This is a genomic window from Olsenella profusa DSM 13989, assembly GCF_030811115.1.
In the GTDB taxonomy this organism is placed as follows: domain Bacteria; phylum Actinomycetota; class Coriobacteriia; order Coriobacteriales; family Atopobiaceae; genus Olsenella_F; species Olsenella_F profusa.
Window position 1 is genome coordinate 936,209 of the sequence record NZ_JAUSQK010000001.1, and the last position, 18,527, is coordinate 954,735.

Genomic DNA, 18,527 nt, shown 5'->3' on the forward strand with positions numbered 1-18,527 from the left:
GCATGAGCATCAAGCTGACCATAGGCGAGTGCGAGAGCGCCGCGAGCAAGTACCACAGCGTCGCCCGGGAGGTCGGCAACCAGAAGGCCGGCCTCACCAGCACGAGCGGTAGCGTCAAGGACGCGTGGAGGGGTGGCGCCGCGGAGGAGTGGGCACACCGCATCGACATCGTCGCCAACCAGGTCGAGCAGGGCGTGGCCGACGATATCTCCTCGGTGGGGGACCTGCTCGACGACGTCGCGCAGGACGCCAGGACGCTGCGCGGCAAGGCCGAGGCGCTCCCCGCCTCCCTGGGTGGCTCGGGGGACTCCGGCGGCGCCAGGCTCGTGCTCGACGACGGTGCCGCCGGCGGCGTGAGGGGCGACGTGACGGCCCTTGGGGAGGCGCTGGACAGGGTGGAGCCAGCGATCGCGGACATACGCGGCATCCTCTCTCAGCTCAGGACCTGCTCCCTCGGCGTGGACGACGCCGCGGAGGCCGCGGTCAAGGACGCCAAGGGAAAGCTCGAGACGTTCTCGGGGGACTGGGACGCCTACCTCAGCGGCGTGTCTTCCCTCGTGGACAAGATCACCTCGGGCATGGCCAAGCTCGACCCGAACGAGCCGGCGATGAGGGAGAACGCCACGGCCAAGGCCGTCGCGAACTACGCCAAGTCCGCGGGGGCGGCAGCGGCCCTGCGCGGCCTCGCCACTAACAGCTGCGCCTACGGCGGCGACCCCGTCAACATGGTCACGGGCAACTTCATCTACCCGGAGCTCGACCTCAGGTTGGGTGGGACGCCGGGCGCCTCGGTGGAGAGGATGTACAACTCGGACTCCCCCGAGGTGGGCCTCTTCGGCCTCGGCTGGTCGAGCACGCTCGACGAGCGCCTGGCGTTCGACGGCGCCCTCGTCACCCACCTGCGCCCTGACGGCAGGCGGCGCGCCTTCGCGCCCGCCGGTGACGGCGACGTGTGGAAGACGGTCGACGAGGCGGAGGAGACCATCACGCGGGAGGGCGACTCCTACGTCCTCGAGCGCCCGGACGGCACGAGCCGGGCCTTCGACGGGGACGGCAGGCTCGTCGAGGTGCGCGACCCCTTGGGCGTCACCGCCGTCGTGCGTCGCGACGGGGCCGGGCTCCCCGTCCGCCTCGAGACCGGTGGCGGCGGCAGGCACGTCGACGTCACCTACGCCGGGACGCGCGTCGCGCTCGTCCGCGACCACGCCGGTCGCGAGGTGAGCTATGCCTACGAGGGCGACCTCCTGGCGTCCGTCACCAAGCCGGATGGTGCCACCTGGGGCTATGCCTACGACGGGAAGGGCCGCCTGTGCGGCGTCGTCGACCCGGCGGGCAGGTGGAGGCTCAGGCAGTCCTACGACGCCCACGGCCGCGTCTCGCGCCAGCGGATGGCGGGGGAGGGCGAGGACGTCTTCTCGTACGCCACCGGCAGCACGGCGCACGAGTCGGCACGCTCCGGGCGCGAGGCGTTCGTCCAGGACGAGCAGGGCAGGACCACGGAGGTCAGGAGGGGTACCGTCTCCGAGCGCTACACCTACACGGAGCGGAACCTCTGGGAGGGCCGCCTGGACGGCGCGGGCGCCCGCACGCGCTGGGGCTACGACGCCGCGGGCGACGTGAGCAGGATGGAGCTCCCGAGCGGGGCCGGCGTGGACATCGAGAGGGACGGCCGCAGGGTCAGCGGGGTGACGGTCGCCGGAAGGCGCTTCCTCTCGGTCTCATACGAGGACGGGCTCCCCACCTCGGTGACGGACGGGGAGGGCAACGCGTTTGCGGTCTCCTGGGACGAGGATGGGGGCGGCCTCTCCGTGGTCGACCCGGATGGCACCCGGACGTCCATCGCCCTCAACGCCTCGCGCGAGCCCGTGTCGCTCCAGGTGCCCGGCGAGGGGGAGACGAGGGTCGAGCGCGACCCCCTCGGGAGGCCCACCCGCGTCGTCACGCCGTCCGGGACGGTCCGCTATGGCTGGGACGCGGAGGGCAGGCTCACGTCCGAGCAGGCCGAGGGCGAGGACCCGCGGACCTATGCCTACGACGCCCGGGGCGACCTCGCCCGTGTGACCGAGGGGGAGCATCGGCTGAGCGTCGAGCGGGACGAGGCCGGGCGCGTCGTCAGGGCGGAGCTCGACGACGGGCAGTGGATGAGCGCCGCCTACGACGAGGCGGGGCGCATGACGTCCTGCGAGGACTCCCACGGCCGCACGCTGGCGTGCGAGTACGACGAGGCGGGGCGCCTGCGCCGCGCCACCGACGCGGCGGGCTCCTGGGTCGAATGGTCCTACGACAAGGCGGGCAGGCCGGTGCGCTCGCGTGCTTCCTCTGGTGCGGAGTCGACGGTCGCGTACGGCTTCGATGGCCGCGTGAGGTCCGTCTCTGACAATCGTACGGGCGGATTTAGCATTGCCCGCGACGCGCTCGGGAGGGCCATCGCCTCCTTCGACGGGGAGGGCCTCCTGTTCGAGGCCAGGCGCGATACCCGAGGTGCCATTACCTCCACCAAGAACGCCGTGGGAGAGACGGCGCACTTCGAGCGGGACTGGGCGGGCAGGATCGTGCGCGTGGCGGCCGACGGCGTGAGCGCCTCCGTCTCGCGTGACGCCGCGGGGCGCACGAGCGCCGTCTCCGTCTCGGAGGGAGGGGGAGGGCCCGCCCTCCTCGAGGAGCGCCGCACGTACACCAAGGGTGGCCGGCTGAGCCGCATCGAGGGGCCCCTCGGGACGGAGTCCTTCACGTGGGCACGGGACGGGAGCCTGCGCTCGCACGAGGACGCCCTGGGCACCACCACGTCGCAGGTGGGCACGGACGGCCGGAGCATGCGCGTCACCAGGCCGGACGGAAGCGTCTGGGAGGGCTCGCTCTCCCACGACATGCGACGCGCCACGGTGAGCGACGGCGGCGCGTCGGTGGCGGTCAGCTTCGACGGGCTGGGGCACCCCGTCCGTGCCGACATGGGCGACGGCACGGCCGTCGACTACGAGTACGACGGGGCGGGGAGGCTGCTCTCGGTGGCCCACTCGCGGGCACCCAAGGTCACCTACGCCTACGACAGGGCCGACAGGGTCTCGGGTATCACGCAGGGCGATATGGGCGTCCGCTATGCCTACGACGACGCCGGGAGGATCGCGCGCAGGGAGTTCTCGGATGGCACGAGCGTCTCCTACGCCTATGACGGGCGGGGCAACCTGGCCTCGCTCGTGGCGAGGGACGCCGACGGGTACGATGCCCTGTCCGAGGGCTACTCCTACGACCGCCTCGGCAGGAGGGTGGCGCGGACGGTCACCCGCGACGGCGCGACGAGCGAGTTCGCCTACTCGTACGCCTACTCGTACGACGGGGCGGGCAGGCTCCTTTCCGTGTCGGAGGACGGCAGGGAGCGGGACGCCTGGGACTACGACGCCCTGGGCAACGTGCTCCGCGCGAGCACGCCGCGCGGTACCACCACCTACGCCTACGACGCGGCCGGCAGGATGGCGAGCTCCGAGGGGCCGGAGGGCACCAGGCGCTACGAGTGGGACGCGCGCTCGCGCCTCTCGCGCGTGACCGACGGCGAGGGCGCCCCCGTCCTCGAGCTCTCGTGGGACGCGGCCGACAGGCTCGTCTCCTCCACGAACGAGCGAGGCACCACCACCTACGGCTACGACGCGCTCGGCAACCGCGTCTGCCAGGAGGGGCCCGACGGCAGCTTCGGCTGGGCGATAGACCCCCTCCGCGCGACGCGCAACACCCTGGGCTGGGGACGCGAGGGCGACCTGCGGCCCGCCCTCGCGGACGGGGCGATGCCCCTGTGGTCGAGCGGCACCTGCCTCGTGAGCGACGCCAACGGCACGCCGCTGGCGACCACGTCGGACCTCGCCACGACGCTCCTGGAGGACCCCTTCGGGCAGGGCGGCTGGGACGGCCTCGCATTCGGCTATGCGGGGTACACGCCCGACCCGGCGACGGGGCTGCTCCACGCGCGCCTGCGCGACTACGACCCCTCCGCCCGGAGGTTCTGCTCGCCCGACCCGAGGCGGGGCTACATGGCCTCCCCCCGCACCCTCAACCGCTGGGCGTGCTGCTTCGGCGACCCCGTGAACCTCGTGGACGTCGACGGCGGCTGGCCGGACGTGGGCAAGTGGTTCAGCGACCGGGCGCACGACGCGCAGGAGTTCTGGGACAAGCAGGTTTATGGCATCGATCGGACGCTCAAGAAAGAGGAAGTGGATATTGACGGCGTCAAGGTCGGTGGGGAGACCTATCGGCACACAGGGGGCGGAATAATTGTAGTGCAGCGGAATGCAGACAATGAGACCACTGGAGTGAACCTGAACCTCCCATCAATCTCTATACCAGGTACAAAGATCAAGGTCTCGACGAGTGCGTCATTGCGCTGGGGGGAGAAGTGGGGAATTTCAGATTCCGTTAACTATACAAATGGTGATGGCCCCACGTCTTCATATGGATGGGAAGTTTCCCACTCCGGCGTAGGGGTAAAGCACTCGGTTTCCTCCAAGCTTCCGAATATCATTGGCACGACGATTGGGACGAGGGCTAGCGTTGGCAAGGGTTTCAGCTGGCCGCAGATCGGCTACGCGGCCGCTCTGGTCGGCATGACGGTCCTGGTCATCGTGGCGGTTGCCGACAATGCAGTGGGCGTCGAGGGGGTCGACGAGGCTCCTGCGGCAGCCGGTTGGGCCTACGTCCTACGGCAGCTCCTGTCGGCGCCGGCCTTCGCTGCCGCATGCGCGGGGTAGGCTGTGCCCTGCCATCGTGTTGGAATGCCGGACGGCCTCAGGACGTATCCTCTGTGTCGTGTGCGCCGTGCCTGAGAGGAGGATCCCATGAGGGGACGTATGCAGATGAGTGGCAGAGAGAGGCAGGGGTCCGCGACGGTCACGCGGCGCCGGCTGCGCAAGGCCCTCGTCGCCGCGGCCGTGGTCGCCGCCGCCGTCCCCGCCCTGGTGGTGGGCGGCTGCGCGTACTCGTGCGCCTTCGTCCCGTCCTCCCCGGCCGACCTGCCCCAGTCCGTGGGGGAGAGGTCCGAGGCGGCGGCCGGGGCGGCCGCGGCCGCGCCGGACGGCGCGGGGTGGCGCGACACGATAGGCGAGGCGGCCTCCGCCGACGCGGGGGGTGGCAAGGCCGTCGAGGTGGTCGAGGACTTCCCCGACGCGGGCGAGGCGCTCGTGGTCCAGCCCTCGGGGTCGCCCGGCTGCCCGGCCGTCCGCATGGTCACGTACGCCCGCGAGGGCGGGCGCTACGCCGCCACCGGCCTCTGGGGCGCGAGCGTGGCGAGGCCCGGCGAGAGGTCGACCCCATTTGACCCCCTGTACGGCTACACCACGGCCGAGGTCGTCGCCGACGCCCTTGCGGCCTGCCTCACGTCGGGCCGCCCCGTCGCGTTCGGCGTGTCCGTCGACCCGGCCGTGCGCGAGCTCACCGTCGGGGGCGCCGCCCCCACGTGGGTGCGGGAGGTGCCCTGCGACGGGGGGGCCTGCTACGTCTGGTGCTACGAGGGCGTGGACGTGCGGTCCCTGTTCTCCGCCGCCGGCGTGGACCCCTCCGACTTCACCCTCCGGCAGGTGATAGACGGCCTGGGCGTGCGCGTGGGCGGCGAGGCGCCGTACTAGGGGCGGCCCCGGGGCGCGTGCGGTGGCGGGCGGGGTGCGCATCTGATTGCACCCGAGGGGGCGAGGGCGGCGCGGAAGGCCACCGGGTGTACACTTCGCGCGGCACCCCCGGGCTATACCGGGGCGGCCAGCTCGGCCGCCCTCGCGACGTGGGAGGCGTGTCGCCGGTGGCGCTAGACTGGTGACGTGATGGTGGGATGGGCCTGCCGATTACGGCAGGGGAGGGGCCATATGCGCGCACTGACGAGGAGGAGGCTCCTGGGGGCGGCGGCGCTGGCCGGCGCGGCGGCGCTCGCCGGCTGCGGGCTGCCCGGGGGCGCCGCCCGGCGCCCCTGGGAGGGGGAGCCCGAGTCCACGGAGGGGCTCTGGGGCTTCGTGGACGCCTCGGGAGAGTGGGCCCTGCCCCCGCGCTGGCACGAGGCGCGCGGGTTCGAGGGCGGCCTCGCGACGGTCCAGTACGGCGACGAGGGCTCCGCCACCAGGGACGACCCGCCCCTGGTGGGACTCATCACGGAGGACGGGGAGATGGCGTTCGACCCCATCGTCGGCGACTTCGGCTGCGAGCTCTCCCAGGGCGCCTTCGCGGTCGACACGAACTGGGAGAGGGGCACGCTGGAGCTCGCCTTCTACGGGACGGACGGGCACAGGGTGGCCCCCGCGGAGGGGGGCTTCAATAACGCGGGCCCCTTCCGCCCGGCCGACGCCCTGTTCGGGGAGCCCTACGCCCTCGCCCGCCTGTCGGCCGGCGGCTGGGGCGCGCTCTCGCTGGACGGCTCGTGGCTCATGGACCCGAGGTTCGGGGGTGAGGTCATGGACCGGTTCTACGACGCGCCGAACGAGGCGGGCCTCCTGGTCGCCTCCGCCTCCAGCGGCCCCGGGTCCTGGGGCGTCGCCGACGCGTCCGGCTCGTGGGTCGTGGGGCCCCGCTACGACGACATGACGACCTTCAGGCCGGGCCTCGGCGGGCGGTTCGCTGGCTTCGAGGAGGGCGGGCTCTGGGGCCTGCTCGCGCAGGACTGCTCGGTGGTGGTCCCGGCGGCCTACGAGGGCACGGTGGTCCTCGGGGGCGTGGTCCGCCTCGCCGACGCCGACCTCTACCTCGCCGAGGAACCCGGCACCGGCCTGTGGGGCACACTCCGGGGCGACCTCTCCGGCTGGGAGGCGGGTCCGAGGTGGTCGTGGCTCGTCCCCCCCTCCGCGCCCTCCCCCATCCCCTCCGCCGGCCCCCTGTTCGCCCGGGACGGCGGCACGGGCCTCTGGGGGGCCGCGTCGCCGGGGGACGGCTCGTGGCTGGTGGCGCCCCGGTGGGGCGACTCGCCCAAGGCCCTCGCCGGCCTCGGCCCCGGCCTGGTCGCCGCCTCCGACCCCGAGGGCGGCCTGTGGGGCGTGGCCGACGCCGCGACGGGGGAGTGGGCGGCCGAGCCCGCCTTCGGCGCGCTGTGGGACCTCGGCCCGGGCCTCGCCGCTGCCCAGGGGCCGGGCGGCGGCCCCTGGGGCCTCGTGGACGCCTCCGGCTCGTGGGCCGTGGGGCCCGCGTTCGGGGAGCTCCGCTCCCCGGGCGACGACGGGCTCGTGCCCGCGCGCAGCGCGGGCTGAGCGGCGCCTTGGCGCTCGTGACGTCGCCGTGCGTGTTGCGAGAATGGACGACCGTAGGGATCAAAGGGGCCCCACGGAGATCAGCGAGGGGGACGCGGAGCAGATGGTGGCCTACGTGAAGCGGTACGGGACGAACGTCGGGAACGGCCCGGACGTGCCGGAGCGCCTGAGGGAGGAGCTGGAGGCGTACCTGAGGATAGAGCATGACGCAAGGCCCTAGCGGGGGCGGGGCCGATGTCGCCCTGTCCCTCGGGCACGTCTTCCTCGAGGGGGTTTCTTGTCATATGTTGCCTAGAAGGTCCATGGGCCGCCGCGCCTTCGTCGGCGCCTGCGCAGCCGGCGCCGGGGCGCTCGCCCTCGAGGCGTGGCTCACGGCGCCCGGCGGCGCCTCGTCCCCGTCGGTCGCCGCCGCGCGCGTCCGCGTGGCCCCCTACCGGGGGAGGCTCTCCGCATGGGGCGACAGCGTCGCCGCCGTCGCGGACGGCGGCACGGTCCTCGCCGCGGGCAACGAGTGGGCCGGGCAGGCGTGCGGGTGGGGCCCCGCGCGCTCGGTGACGTTCGGCGGCAACGACGAGGTCCCCCACCCCGCGGTGGTCATGGCGGACGGCACGGTCCGCTGCCCGGGCAGGGACGAGGAGGTTGCCGGCTGGTCGGGCGTGGGCGCGGTGTTCCCCTCCGTCGACACGCGCGCGAGGGGCCTGGTGGCCGTGGACGCCGCGGGGAGGGTCCTCCTTCCCCCCTCCCCGTCGTCCGGGGAGCGTGGCGGCCTCTACGACTTCGACGTCTCCTCCTGGCCCCCGTGCGAGCGGGCGTACTCGTGCGGCGTCTTCGCCGTCGGCCTCACGGGGGAAGGGCGCGTGGTCGCCTCCGTGGACGACCACTACCTCTCGGGAGGGCCCTCCGACACCCCGGCGGGCAGGAGGCTCGTCGACGCCGTCTCCTCCTGGGAGGGCGTGGACGACCTGGTCGCGATGGGCTTCACGCCCGACCGGGCATCGGTCGTCGCCGTCTCCGGCGGGAGGCTGCGGGCCTTCCCGGACCCGCCGTCCGGGGAGCTGGGCGCCCCGGTGGTCGCCCTGGGGACCGACGAGCGCTGGCACGAGCCGGCCCCGTGGGCGCTGCTGGGGGACGGGTCCGTCCTCGCCAGGGACGGGGCGCTCCCCGCGGGGCTGTGGGGCGACTCCGCCGCCGGCGCCCTCGGGCTCTCCCCCGGGCTCGGCCCTGCCGCCCTGTGCCGGGGCGTCGTGGACTTCGACGGCGTGCGCTCGGACGGCACGTGGGCGGCCCTGCGCTCGGACGGCTCCGTGTGGCTCTCGGGGGAGCGCCTGTGGGGCTGGGACGGCGCGGTGGCCGTGGCCGCGGGCTCGGGGTTCTGCTCAGCCCTCTACGGGGACGGCACCGTGCGCACGAGCCCGGGCGGCCCGGACACGTCGGGATGGGGGCTGTGGTGAGCGCGTCGGGTAGGAGGCGGGCCGGCGCCCGCCTCGCGGCGTGGGCGGCGTCCCTGGGCTGGCGCCATCTCGCGGCGGGCTGCCTGCTGTGGGCGGCGTGGTCGGAGCTCTACCTGTGGCTCGGCCTGCCCACGCGCGAGCCGGCCGCCGCGGCGCTCCTGTGGGCGGCGACGACCCTCCTGCTCGCCCGCGGGGCGGCGGCGCGCGCGGGGGCGGAGCCGCGGGCGCACGGCCGCCTCCTCGCCGTGGCGGCGTCCCTGGCCTGCGGGGCCGCAGTGGTCGCGGCCTCCCATGCGCTCCTCGCCGCGGCGCCGCGCTGGCTCGAGCCCTCCTACGGCGTGACGCCCTGGCGGGACGGCGCCGCCTGCCTGGCGCTCGCCGCCGCCGGGCAGGCGATGGCGCTCCGGGTGGGGTGGCGCGCGCGGGTGCGTGCGAGGGGCCTGCTCCTCTCCCTGCTCGCCTGCCTCGTGGCGCCCGGTCCCTTCCTGTGGTGGGCCGTGCCCCTCTGCGGGCTCGTCCCCCCGGCCTGCTCCCCCTCGGCCGCCTCGTCGCTCGCGTTCGCCATGGTGTGGGCCGTCTCGCAGCCCATCCGCCTGCACGCGGGCCCACCGGGGCCCAGGAGGGACCCGGAGGAGCGGTGGGGGCCGTTCTAGGCCAGCGCCCGGTCATGGGCCCCGGGCCCTGCGAGAGGGCTGGGGTCGATGGCCTTCGGCGTGTGCCGCTGGCGTCCGGTCCGCCCTCGTCCTGCGGCGCGTCGCATTCGCTAATGTGGGAGGCGTCAGGGCTCCTGGCAGGTCCATGGCGCTCTCCTCTGTGGGGGCTCGGTGCGGCGGGCTTCTTCCAGGATGTCATAGGGTGGGCTGGGGCCCGCTGGGAGCGGGCCGACGCCTCCAGGAGCCTGGCGGCCCCCTTCGGCGTGGACTCGCGCGGCATGCCCGCGGTGCTGGACCCCCACGAGGCCTTCGACGGCCCCCACGGGCTGGTGGCCGGCACCACCGGCTCGGGCAAGAGCGAGCTGCTCGTGAGCTGGATCCTCTCCACCTGCGTGGCCTTCCCGCCCGAGCAGGCCTCCTTCGTGCTGGTGGACTACAAGTGTGTTTTGTCAAGCCAGGCTTTCGGCCTGGGACTGCGGTGGGAATCCTGGACCGTTTTGGTCTGGGCCGCCAGGCCCAGATCCCTCCGATACTGCATCGGGCTCCTGTAGCCCGGATCGCTCCTCAGCCTGACGTCGCGGTGCCATCTCAGGTACGCGTCGAGCATCTCCGCGAGCTCCCCCGGCGTGGCCCCGTTCCAGCCCCCTCCGTAGAGGGGCTCTATCTTGAGCCCCCCGAAGAGCCCTCCGCCCTTGCGTTGTCCGGGCCGCACCCCTCCCCCGGCATCGACCTCACGATGCCGTAGTCGTTGCGGGCCTCGATCCACCCCGGCCAGCGGTAGTGGCACCCGCGGTCGGCGTGCCCCTTGGGACGCCCGCCCCCCTTGAGCTGGGCGCATGCGCCCAGAAGCGACGTGTTCGCCATCCCGGCGTCCGGCGAGGCGGACATCGCCCAGCTCATCAGCATGCCGCCGAAGCAGTCGATTATCGGCGAGGGGTACGCCTTTCCGGCAGGGATGCGGAGCTCCGTGACGTCGGCGATCCAGGGCCCGTTCGGCCTCCCGGCCCTGAGGTGGCGCCTGCCGCGCCCGTCGCGCAGTAGGTTGTCCGGGGCCTCGGATGCCTCCCCCTGGTAGGAGCTGTGGCCGGCGCTCCCTCCTCGCCGCGCCCCGCGCTTTCCGGGCGCTCCAAGGCGGCTGACGCGTACCCATGGCCGCTCTTCGCCATCCCCATCGGCGCCAGCAGCCCAACGAGCCTCCATTTCGGCCGCAGCGACGAGACTATCGCCGCCCCCCCGCGTTCGTCAGCCGGTTCGGGTCGGTGCCCGGGTCTCTTCCTATGATCCCGGGCGTCGCCTGGCGCGCCTCGACCTCGATCTGCAGCTTCCTGAACTGCGCCTTCGGGCCGGATTCCATCTCCCCCGGCCCTTCGATATCGTCCGGCGGCCCGTCGTGGGGCTCGCTCGCGGGAGCCCCCCTCTCTTCGGGGCCCCCGCATTGTGGCCCAAGGCCCCGCGCCTCCACGCGTAGGGGGCGACGCGGGGCGCGCCGTGCCCGTCGGCGACCTCTGCGGCGCCGCGGGTCCGCGCCTCGAGCTCCGCCACGGCCCGCGCCTTCGTCTCCATCGGCGGCACGCTCTTCTCGGGGTTGGGGCCACGGTGCCTCCGCTGGCCCGTGGCGAGCGTGTCGTCGCGGCTCGGCGAGCAGCTCGGCAGGCTGTCCGAGGCCGCCACCGCGCTCTCCAACCTCGGGGACTTCGAGGGGGCGACCGCCGACAGCGTCAAGTCCTACTGGGGCGAGGCGCACGTCAGCGCCATCGCCGCCATCTGCCAGGCCGCGGACGACCTGGCGACGAGGTACGCCTCGTACATGGAGGGCTACGACGGCGACTCCATAGACGGGGCGCGCGACGCCAGGCTCTGCCAGGACACGATCGAGGCGTCGGCCGGCGACATGGAGGGCACCGACCCGGACGTGCGGGAGAACGCCGTGGGGGTGGCGCAGGCCATCTCGGACGTCGCGGACATCATCTCGCTCACGGTGCCCTCCACCGACGCGCTGGTTGACGCCCTCTCCGCCGCGGCGAAGGGCGCGCGCGGCCTCTCGGAGACGGTCGCCCAGTTCGAGTCGGACCACGCGCGGGACGCCCTCGGCGCCGACGACATGATCGGGGCCGCCTCCGGGCTCGTGTCCGACCTCCGGGCCAGCTACGGTGCCGGCGGGGTCAGCTACTCGAGCGCGAGGCTCGCCGGCAGCCAGGCGTTCGCGGACGCCGCCAGGGCATACGACGCGTCCCAGGACTACACGTCGGCCAACGCCCAGGCGACGGACGACGCCTACCGGCGCCTCTCGGAGCGCCAGCGGCAGCGCCACGAGGAGGCCGTGCGGGCGGCGGCCGCGGAGGCGCGGAGGAAGAGGGCCGAGATCGACCGCAACAACGGCCTCAGCCTCGCGCTGCTCGGGGCGGCCGCGGTGGTCGCCACCGTCGCCACGGGCGGGGTCGCGGCCTTCGCGGTCGCCGGCGCGGCGTGCGTGGCGTTCGGCGCCTCGGACATGGCCGAGGGCATGGAGGAGGAGAGGCTCGCGGCGGAGGGCGACCCTTGGGGCACGGCGGCCAACCCCCTGCGCGACCTGTTCGGCGACAGGTACCGCGACGTCTACGACGCCCTGAAGGGCGCGAGCGCGCTCGTCGCCGGGGTGGGCCTCCTCGCCGCCGGAGGGGGCCTCACCGCCGGCGGCGTCGCCTCCATGCTCGGCGGCCAGGCGGTGGTGGGCGGCGCCGTCGTCCCGGCGGTCCGGCAGGGATTCGGCGGCGGCCTCGACGGCGAGGTGGCCGTCTCCAGGATGAACCTCGCCCTGTCCGCCCTCGCCCTGCTCGGCACCGCCGTCGGCGTCGCCCGCGGCGTAGAGGTCAAGGGCGGGGCTGGGAGCGCCGAGGGGAGTCTGCCCGAAGGCTTCGATCAGGTCGATGTGGAGGTCAAGATTATGGATCTTCCAGAAGGGACCTGGAATAAGGAGGTGCACTCTGCACTTGAGCGCGGGAATATTGTTGACAGGGCGAAGGGGAACAACACGGGGCACAACTTCCCGGTGATCGACTACTTCGACAAGGATACTGGCAACGTGGTTAGTTTCAAGAGCCTTGACACGGGAGCGAAGTCATACCAGGGATACGGCGGCCTGTACTCGAAGCTCAAGGCATACATAGACAAGGTCGCGTTGTATGATGGTGACAACAAACATGTATTGCCGGATGGTGGACAGATTACTCCCGACATGGTGAAGGGTCGTGAACTGGATGTCGTCCTGCCGGACAGGCCGCTGAGCCAGGACCAGGTCCGCGCCCTGAACGACGCGAAGCTCTATGCCGACGAGCATGACGTGAGGCTCACCCTGACGGTCGGGAGGTAGGAGGAGACGATGGGGACGCTCTACACGCACCTTTACTACAGCGAGAAGAGGGGCTACGTGGTCGAGCCCTGCGGGACGTTGGCGAGCTGGGGGGCTCCCGCGCCGCTGGAGCCCCCGCACACCTTCAGGCTGCCGCCCGGCGCGGGGGCGGGGGAGCTGGGCGCGGCGCTCGACCGCGCGCACGCCAGCTCGTTGGCGAACCGGCAGATGGCCAGGGGGGAGTTCGGGCTGGGGAAGCTCGTGAGGTTCGCGGGCGTGCGCAGCGAGCGGCAGCTCGCCCGGGAGTACCGTGGCCTGACCGTGTCCTACGGCGACGACGAGGTTGTGGTCTACGAGGTGCTCACGGACGCCGACGGCTACTCCCCCTGGCCGACCAAGGAGACGGCGCGGTTCGTGGCGCTGCCCGCGGGCGCTCCGGGCGGGGATGTGGCCGCGGCCGCGCTCTCCCTGCTGGGGCGGGCCGCCCCAGCCCCTCCCGCCGCCCGCCGCGTCGAGGCGCTCGGCGGCGGCGCCGTCGAGTACGACGAGCCCGCCGACTGCCTGGAGTTCCTGGGCGACGGCCACACGGACGCCTACGAGGTGTGGGGCGCCCCCCCGGGCCCCGGCTCCGGCTCGCGGGCCGGCATCATGGTGGACTCCGGCTACGACCGGGAGGGCAGCGGCTTCGACACCGTTGACGCCGGGAGCGTGCGCGCCGCCTGGGAGGGCTGGTTCGGCGGCCTGGCGTCCTTCTCGCACGGCGAGGGGCCGGACGGGCGCATCGCCTCGGCGTCGGCCTCGTGCGCGGACGGCACGCTCGTGGAGGCCCGCTTCCTGCCGGGCGCCGACGGGCGGCCGGTCGAGGCCATCGCCGTGGTGGAACCCGACGCCCCCGTCGACGTGCGCGAGGCGCTGCTGTCCGTCGTGCGCTCCGCCAGGGTGGCGCCGTGACGGGCGCCCCGGCCGCGCGCGTGGGCGGCCCCCTGGTGAGCCGCTTCGAGCCGGGCGGCGGGGTGGCCGTGCGCGTGACCAGCAGGGACACGCGCCTGCGCTCCTACCGCCCGGGGCCGCGCTTCGAGGGCATGCTGCGGCGCGACGCGGACGCGCTCGCGTCCTTCCGCGGCACCGCCCGCCCTGGTGGTGATGGGTTCGCGGTGCCCGCGCCGTCGGTCAGGGCGCGCAGGCTCGAGGTCGTCGTGCCCCCCGCCGGCCTCACGGACGGCGAGGTGGCTGCCATCAACTCCGCCACGCGCTACGCGGCCTCGCTCGGCGTGAGGCTCGTCCTCGTGGTGGGCTATGACTGAGCGTGCCCGGGCCTTCGCCTCGACCCCTTGTGAGGCCGTGGCGAAGGCCTTCCGAGTCGCCGCCGGGATGGTCGACCCGTTCGCGGCGGCGCATGCGCTGCTGGACTCCTGTGGCCGCGACGAGGGGCGCTTCTGCGGCCACCTGCTCGAGGGGCTCCCCGACGGTTTCTCCCGCAGCATCATCCTCGCCTCGGCGGGCAGGCTTGGGGAGGCCCGTCGCTCTGCGGCAAAGCAGTCGGCCCGGTGGAGGCCGAAGAATCCGTGGGACGAGGACAACTGCGCCCGAGTAGTGGCGTGGATCGACAGGCACGAGGGGAAGGCGGCGCGCGATGGCGCTCTCTGACGCGAACGTGGTGGACGGGCTCGCCGTGGACGGCGACGGCACGCTCGTCATGCTCATCTCCGACGGCATGGGCTGGGGGGACGAGGGGGAGCACCTCAGGCTGCTGGGGGAGAAGATCAGCGGCTACGCCGTCCTCGTGTCGTCCGGCCGGTGGCGCGGGGCGGTCGGGGCCGACGCGGCCCGCGTGACGTCCTTCCGCATAGAGCTCAGGATGGAGGAGCCGTTCGGGCCGAGGTGCGACGAGCTGCTCGACTCCGCCGCGCGCCAGATCGGCGCGCTCGAGCCCCCGGTCTCCCTCTCGGTCTCGGCCCCGGGGCTGTAGCCGTTTTTAGGGACAGGCTTGAGGACGCCGTGGGCGAGGCGAAGGCCAGGGAGATCCGGGAGGCCGGCTACCAGCGCGAGCTCTACCGCGTGAAGCCCAACAGCAAGGGCGGCTACGCGACCGGGTCCCAGCGGATCGCGTCCAAGGTCACGGAGACCCAGCCAGTTGAGGAATCGAGCGCGAGCATAACGCGCGGGCAGGCAAACCGGGGGACGGTATAGAGAGGACGGGGACGGGCGATGGTCAGGGACTGGAACAGGGACGAGGCGTACTTCGACCACTTCATCGAGGGCAGGGAGGGGCTCGCGCGGGAGGTGGAGGGCAAGCTCGAGCGCGGCGAGGTCCGCGAGGACCGCGTCGCGTCGGTGAGCGGAGGGCTCGTGAAGAACCTCCTCGAGCTGGCGCTCGCCAGCTACTCGCGGGGCGACCCCATGCCCGAGGTGGCCCGCCGCGGCCGCCTCGCGCTCGACGAGTTCTCGCGCTGGGGGCTCGCCCTCAGCCTCGCCGACCTCTGGCTGGTCTCCCTGGCCGCCCTCGTCCACGACGGGCCGGCCGAGATGGCCCGCCTGAGGGGCGCCCTCCGGGACCGGGACGCGCACGACTGGGCGTTCGACCTCCTGCTGGGCGACGACCCCGCCTCCATAGCCGGCGAGCCCGAGAGGCACTACCACCGCCTTCGCGCCGTCTTCGACGCCCCGGAGGCCGAGCGGCCCGCCGAGATGGCCAGGCGCCTCTCGCGCTGGTACAGCTCCAAGAGGAGCTACTACTGGTGGGGCTTCCACAGGAAGGTGGACCGCTGCCTCTACTTCGGCTACTGGGCGCTGGAGTACGCCGCGCTGGCACGGCGCCTGCGCGTCGACGACTCGGCGCTCGAGGGGAGGAGGTACTACCCCTACGAGCTGGCGCACTGGCTGGACGGCGGAGGGGGGGAGTAGCCATGGGCATGGACGTGACGTACCACCCCATCGACACGGGGTGGGCCGAGGCGGCCTTCCTCGCGCCGCTGGCCGCCGCGGGGCCGGCGCGGGCCAGGGCCGCGCGGGCGGCCGCCCGCAGGGCGGGCCTCGGGAGGGGCGCGACGGACCTCTACCTGCGCGTGCTCTCCGCTGCGGCCTCCCGGGGCGACCCGTCGGAGCCCTTCGAGGCGCGCCTGGGGCCCGCCCTCTGCGCGGCCCAGAGCTGCTTCGGCCCCTACTGGTACGCGAGGGGCTCCTCGCTCACGGGCCTCCTCGCCCGCCCCGGCGCCCCCGCCGGCCTGGCGGCGGACCTCGGCGGCGAGCCGGCGCTGCGCCACCTGCCCCCCAACCCCAGGGACGGCCGCATCACGCAGAGCTACCGCTCCGGCGCGTGGCTGCCCGCCGCGTCCGTCGCCCGCCTGCTCGCGGCGCTCGACGGCGACCCCGCCGCCGCGGCCGCGTTCGCGGCGGAGTTCCCCGGCGGCCTGGCCGACGTCGCGCGGGCCGCCCTGGCGTGGGCGCGCGACCGCGGGTGCGGCGTCATGGAGGCCGCGGACCTCGTCGTGCCCGACCCCGTGGACCCCCGGCGCACGGAGGCGGCCTGCTGGCTCGCCAACCTGGACCTCGCGGGCGTGAGGCTCTACGCCGCGGAGGCGGAGCGCCAGCTGCGCGAGGCGGGCGCCCCCTACGACGCGATGCGCGCCGGGGCGCCCCGCTGGGAGGACCTGTAGGGCCACCCGGGGGATGGCCGCGATGGCGAGAGGGGGCCGGGGGGCGCCCCTCCCGTCGGGCGGGCTGCCGGGCGTCGGCCCGGGCTGCGGGGCGATCCGGCGCGGCGGCGTGGCGTTCGTCATCATCGGCGCCGCGCTCCTGGGCGTCGTGGCCCACACGCTGCCGGAGGCGGCCCACGACCCGACGCTCGACGCCCCCCGGGTCGGCCTCATCGTCTCCTGCGTGGTCATCGGGGCCAGCCTCGCCGCGGGCGGCGCCCTCATGTTCCTGGTGCCGTCGCGCCCGGCGATGGCGCGCGCCGCCCACCGCGCGACCCTGGCGATGGGGGCCGTCGCCGTCGCGCTCCTGGTCGCCGCCGCCGTGGCCACGCGCTCCCACTACCCGCTCTTCGTGCTCCTCGTGCAGGTGCCGGCCACGGTCGGCATGGCCCTCAGGGAGCTCAGGAGGCTCATGTAGGCGCGTCGGGCGCCTCTTTGCCCCTCCCCTCCGCCGGCGGCGCTAGACTGGCGGTGGCGCCAGGGGGATGGCCCCCGGCGGAGGGAGGGGGTGCTTCCCATGCGGCACGGGGATGGGTGGGGCGACGGCCCCGGCGGGTGGAGGGCGAGGAGGAGCCTCACCCTCGCGGGGGTAACGTTCGCCATCCCGGGGCTGGTCTTCGCCGGGATGGGGGTGTACATAGGGTGCCTGACGCTCGCGGGCCGGGCGGCGGGCGACCCGGCGTCGGAGGCGGGCATATGCGCCACCCTCCTCGCGTTCGGCGCGCCGCTCGCGGCGAGCGGCGCCCTGCTGCTGGCGCTCCCGCGCCGCCCCGGGCTCGCCCGGGCGGCGGACCGGGCGCTCGTCGCCCTCGCCGCCGCCACCGCCGCGGCGTGCGTCGTGGTCACCGCGGCGACCGGCAGGCCCATGGTCATCGCGGCCGTGGGCGGGCTCGGCGCGGCGGGCTTCTTCCGGAGTATCGTCAGGCAGTGCGGGATGCGGTAGCGGCCCGCGCGCGGGGGGAGGAGCGTACTGCCCATGGGGTACGACATCAGGATCCAGGACGTGGCGTCCCTCGCCGAGTGGGCGAGCGGCGCGTCGTCGTCCGTCGGCAGGCAGCTCGAGGCGGTGGGCGTCGCGGCGGGGGGCGTCGCCGCGCTCGACGACTTCCGCGGGCAGGCCGCCTCGAACGCCAGGGCGTACTGGGGCGACGCCGTCGCGCCGGTGGCCAAGGCCCTCGGCGTGGCGTTCCAGGACCTCGCGACGCGCTGCGCGCTCTACGCGGAGCCCTACACGGGCGGCGAGATCGACTCCAGCCTGGACGCCCACCTCGAGCAGGGGTCCATACAGGACGCCGCGCGGCAGCTCGGGGACATGCGCTCCGACCTCTCCCGGGACGCCTCCGACCTCTCGTCCACGCTGGAGCCCGCCCTCGGCATGCTGGGGTGCGACGCCCCCGACGGGGGCCCGGCGGACGGGGCGCTCTCCGACGCGGCCACGGTGGCCGACGACCTCGACAAGCGCGTCTCCGAGCACGAGTCGTGGCACTCCGGGGACTGCGGGCGGGACTTCGAGGCGGCGCTCTCCGGCCTGCGGGGCTCCCTCTCGAGGCTCGGCTCCTACGCGGGCGGCGCCTCCTACGCCCCGGGCGACTTCCCCCAGAGCCCCCAGGGGCAGGACCTCGCCCGGTCCGCGGCCGCCTCGGGCGCCTACGTGGGCGAGCACAGGGCCGCCGCCCAGGCCGCCATGCGGAGGACGGCCCAGAGGGAGCAGGAGGCCGCGGAGGAGCGCAGAAAGGAAGAGGAAGCGAGTATCATCGAATACTTTAAGAGTGTTCTCTCAAATACCAACGGATTATTTACGGGATGTAACTATGGTCTGTCCTTCCTCGGCGGCCTGAATGATGGTTTGGGAGATGCTGGCAACGCAGCAACTCTAGAGTTGCTTGCCCAGCGTGCAAAGTATGGTGGCGACATCATGGCGTTTGCGGCGGGCATGGTGGATGCGGTTACGGCACGTGATAATTACTACGCGACACACCCCGAGCTACCCGAGGATGTCAGGGAGAGTAACTCGCTTGCCGAGTTTGACATCAATGCGGTTGATGCGGTGCTTTACGACAAGTTTCCGTTCATGACCTCGGATGTGGCCAAAGAGGGCTATAACGTTGTGCTCGATACAGATTTCAACGGGGATGGGAATACTCTTAGAGATGACATTTATTACGGCCGCAACTGGCTGTACCAGAGGGGGCTGTGAC

General features: G+C 73.7%; 19 protein-coding genes. 18 read left to right on the forward strand and 1 reads right to left on the reverse strand.

Annotated elements, in window-relative coordinates; translation table 11 throughout:
- The first annotated feature begins 2 nt into the window (after positions 1-2).
- The 7 genes from J2S71_RS04255 to J2S71_RS04285 all read left to right on the forward strand — a co-directional run bounded on the left by J2S71_RS04255 (position 3) and on the right by J2S71_RS04285 (position 9,857).
- Positions 3-4,733: a DUF6531 domain-containing protein gene (locus J2S71_RS04255; RefSeq protein WP_307388984.1), complete on the forward strand. Its 4,731-nt coding sequence runs from the start codon at positions 3-5 to the stop codon at positions 4,731-4,733.
- Positions 4,734-4,820: 87 nt separating this feature from the next.
- Entirely contained in the window at positions 4,821-5,606 is a 786-nt protein-coding gene (locus tag J2S71_RS04260) for a hypothetical protein (RefSeq protein WP_307388986.1), read from the forward strand.
- Positions 5,607-5,837: 231 nt separating this feature from the next.
- Complete coding sequence (locus tag J2S71_RS04265) at positions 5,838-7,202, forward strand: WG repeat-containing protein (RefSeq protein ID WP_307388988.1); 1,365 nt, start codon at positions 5,838-5,840, stop codon at positions 7,200-7,202.
- A gap of 43 nt (positions 7,203-7,245) precedes the next feature.
- Positions 7,246-7,422: a hypothetical protein gene (locus tag J2S71_RS04270; RefSeq protein ID WP_307388990.1), complete on the forward strand. Its 177-nt coding sequence runs from the start codon at positions 7,246-7,248 to the stop codon at positions 7,420-7,422.
- 64 nt (positions 7,423-7,486) lie between these two features.
- Positions 7,487-8,653 carry a hypothetical protein gene (locus J2S71_RS04275; protein WP_307388992.1) on the forward strand — a complete coding sequence of 389 codons (1,167 nt, stop codon included), beginning with the start codon at positions 7,487-7,489 and terminating at the stop codon, positions 8,651-8,653.
- Positions 8,650-9,306 carry a hypothetical protein gene (locus tag J2S71_RS04280; protein ID WP_307388994.1) on the forward strand — a complete coding sequence of 219 codons (657 nt, stop codon included), beginning with the start codon at positions 8,650-8,652 and terminating at the stop codon, positions 9,304-9,306. Before J2S71_RS04275 ends, J2S71_RS04280 begins: the two co-directional genes overlap by 4 nt.
- A gap of 113 nt (positions 9,307-9,419) precedes the next feature.
- Complete coding sequence (locus J2S71_RS04285; protein ID WP_307388996.1) at positions 9,420-9,857, forward strand: FtsK/SpoIIIE domain-containing protein; 438 nt, start codon at positions 9,420-9,422, stop codon at positions 9,855-9,857.
- A gap of 109 nt (positions 9,858-9,966) precedes the next feature.
- Here the strand turns inward: J2S71_RS04285 and J2S71_RS04290 are convergent, their stop codons facing one another.
- Complete coding sequence (locus J2S71_RS04290) at positions 9,967-10,506, reverse strand: DDE-type integrase/transposase/recombinase (protein ID WP_307388998.1); 540 nt, start codon at positions 10,504-10,506, stop codon at positions 9,967-9,969.
- Positions 10,507-10,918: 412 nt separating this feature from the next.
- Here J2S71_RS04290 and J2S71_RS04295 point away from each other — a divergent pair, with 412 nt between their 5' ends.
- The 11 genes from J2S71_RS04295 to J2S71_RS04345 all read left to right on the forward strand — a co-directional run bounded on the left by J2S71_RS04295 (position 10,919) and on the right by J2S71_RS04345 (position 18,526).
- The gene (locus J2S71_RS04295; RefSeq protein WP_307389000.1) at positions 10,919-12,655 is read left to right on the forward strand and encodes an endonuclease toxin domain-containing protein; all 1,737 of its coding nucleotides are present in this window, start codon (positions 10,919-10,921) and stop codon (positions 12,653-12,655) included.
- 9 nt (positions 12,656-12,664) lie between these two features.
- Positions 12,665-13,585: a hypothetical protein gene (locus tag J2S71_RS04300; protein ID WP_307389002.1), complete on the forward strand. Its 921-nt coding sequence runs from the start codon at positions 12,665-12,667 to the stop codon at positions 13,583-13,585.
- Positions 13,582-13,938, forward strand: coding sequence for an endonuclease toxin domain-containing protein (locus J2S71_RS04305; protein WP_307389004.1), 357 nt, complete (start codon positions 13,582-13,584; stop codon positions 13,936-13,938). The genes J2S71_RS04300 and J2S71_RS04305 overlap by 4 nt, the downstream gene beginning before the upstream one ends.
- Complete coding sequence (locus J2S71_RS04310; RefSeq protein WP_307389006.1) at positions 13,931-14,281, forward strand: hypothetical protein; 351 nt, start codon at positions 13,931-13,933, stop codon at positions 14,279-14,281. The genes J2S71_RS04305 and J2S71_RS04310 overlap by 8 nt, the downstream gene beginning before the upstream one ends.
- Positions 14,268-14,603, forward strand: coding sequence for a DUF6572 domain-containing protein (locus J2S71_RS04315; protein ID WP_307389008.1), 336 nt, complete (start codon positions 14,268-14,270; stop codon positions 14,601-14,603). Before J2S71_RS04310 ends, J2S71_RS04315 begins: the two co-directional genes overlap by 14 nt.
- 29 nt (positions 14,604-14,632) lie before the next feature.
- Complete coding sequence (locus J2S71_RS04320) at positions 14,633-14,824, forward strand: hypothetical protein (RefSeq protein WP_307389010.1); 192 nt, start codon at positions 14,633-14,635, stop codon at positions 14,822-14,824.
- Positions 14,825-14,842: 18 nt separating this feature from the next.
- Positions 14,843-15,538, forward strand: a complete 696-nt coding sequence (locus J2S71_RS04325) for a PoNe immunity protein domain-containing protein (RefSeq protein WP_307389012.1) — start codon at positions 14,843-14,845, stop codon at positions 15,536-15,538.
- A gap of 2 nt (positions 15,539-15,540) precedes the next feature.
- Positions 15,541-16,290, forward strand: a complete 750-nt coding sequence (locus J2S71_RS04330) for a hypothetical protein (RefSeq protein WP_307389014.1) — start codon at positions 15,541-15,543, stop codon at positions 16,288-16,290.
- Positions 16,291-16,312: 22 nt separating this feature from the next.
- Positions 16,313-16,747, forward strand: coding sequence for a hypothetical protein (locus J2S71_RS04335; RefSeq protein ID WP_307389016.1), 435 nt, complete (start codon positions 16,313-16,315; stop codon positions 16,745-16,747).
- A 99-nt stretch (positions 16,748-16,846) separates the two neighbouring features.
- Complete coding sequence (locus tag J2S71_RS04340) at positions 16,847-17,272, forward strand: hypothetical protein (protein WP_307389018.1); 426 nt, start codon at positions 16,847-16,849, stop codon at positions 17,270-17,272.
- A gap of 33 nt (positions 17,273-17,305) precedes the next feature.
- Positions 17,306-18,526 (forward strand): hypothetical protein, encoded by a 1,221-nt coding sequence (locus J2S71_RS04345; protein ID WP_307389020.1) that lies wholly within the window; start codon positions 17,306-17,308, stop codon positions 18,524-18,526.
- Position 18,527 lies beyond the last annotated feature (1 nt).

Coding starts and splice junctions, on each gene's coding strand:
- J2S71_RS04285 (WP_307388996.1), top strand. CDS start 9,420: ATGTGGGAGGCGTCAGGGCTCCTGGCAGGTCCATGGCGCTCTCCTCTG.
- J2S71_RS04275 (WP_307388992.1), top strand. CDS start 7,487: ATGTTGCCTAGAAGGTCCATGGGCCGCCGCGCCTTCGTCGGCGCCTGC.
- J2S71_RS04260 (WP_307388986.1), top strand. CDS start 4,821: ATGAGGGGACGTATGCAGATGAGTGGCAGAGAGAGGCAGGGGTCCGCG.
- J2S71_RS04255 (WP_307388984.1), top strand. CDS start 3: ATGAGCATCAAGCTGACCATAGGCGAGTGCGAGAGCGCCGCGAGCAAG.
- J2S71_RS04340 (WP_307389018.1), top strand. CDS start 16,847: ATGCGGCACGGGGATGGGTGGGGCGACGGCCCCGGCGGGTGGAGGGCG.
- J2S71_RS04330 (WP_307389014.1), top strand. CDS start 15,541: ATGGGCATGGACGTGACGTACCACCCCATCGACACGGGGTGGGCCGAG.
- J2S71_RS04345 (WP_307389020.1), top strand. CDS start 17,306: ATGGGGTACGACATCAGGATCCAGGACGTGGCGTCCCTCGCCGAGTGG.
- J2S71_RS04270 (WP_307388990.1), top strand. CDS start 7,246: ATGGACGACCGTAGGGATCAAAGGGGCCCCACGGAGATCAGCGAGGGG.
- J2S71_RS04290 (WP_307388998.1), bottom strand. CDS start 10,506: ATGGAGGCTCGTTGGGCTGCTGGCGCCGATGGGGATGGCGAAGAGCGG.
- J2S71_RS04310 (WP_307389006.1), top strand. CDS start 13,931: ATGACTGAGCGTGCCCGGGCCTTCGCCTCGACCCCTTGTGAGGCCGTG.
- J2S71_RS04265 (WP_307388988.1), top strand. CDS start 5,838: ATGCGCGCACTGACGAGGAGGAGGCTCCTGGGGGCGGCGGCGCTGGCC.
- J2S71_RS04335 (WP_307389016.1), top strand. CDS start 16,313: ATGGCGAGAGGGGGCCGGGGGGCGCCCCTCCCGTCGGGCGGGCTGCCG.
- J2S71_RS04315 (WP_307389008.1), top strand. CDS start 14,268: ATGGCGCTCTCTGACGCGAACGTGGTGGACGGGCTCGCCGTGGACGGC.
- J2S71_RS04325 (WP_307389012.1), top strand. CDS start 14,843: ATGGTCAGGGACTGGAACAGGGACGAGGCGTACTTCGACCACTTCATC.
- J2S71_RS04300 (WP_307389002.1), top strand. CDS start 12,665: ATGGGGACGCTCTACACGCACCTTTACTACAGCGAGAAGAGGGGCTAC.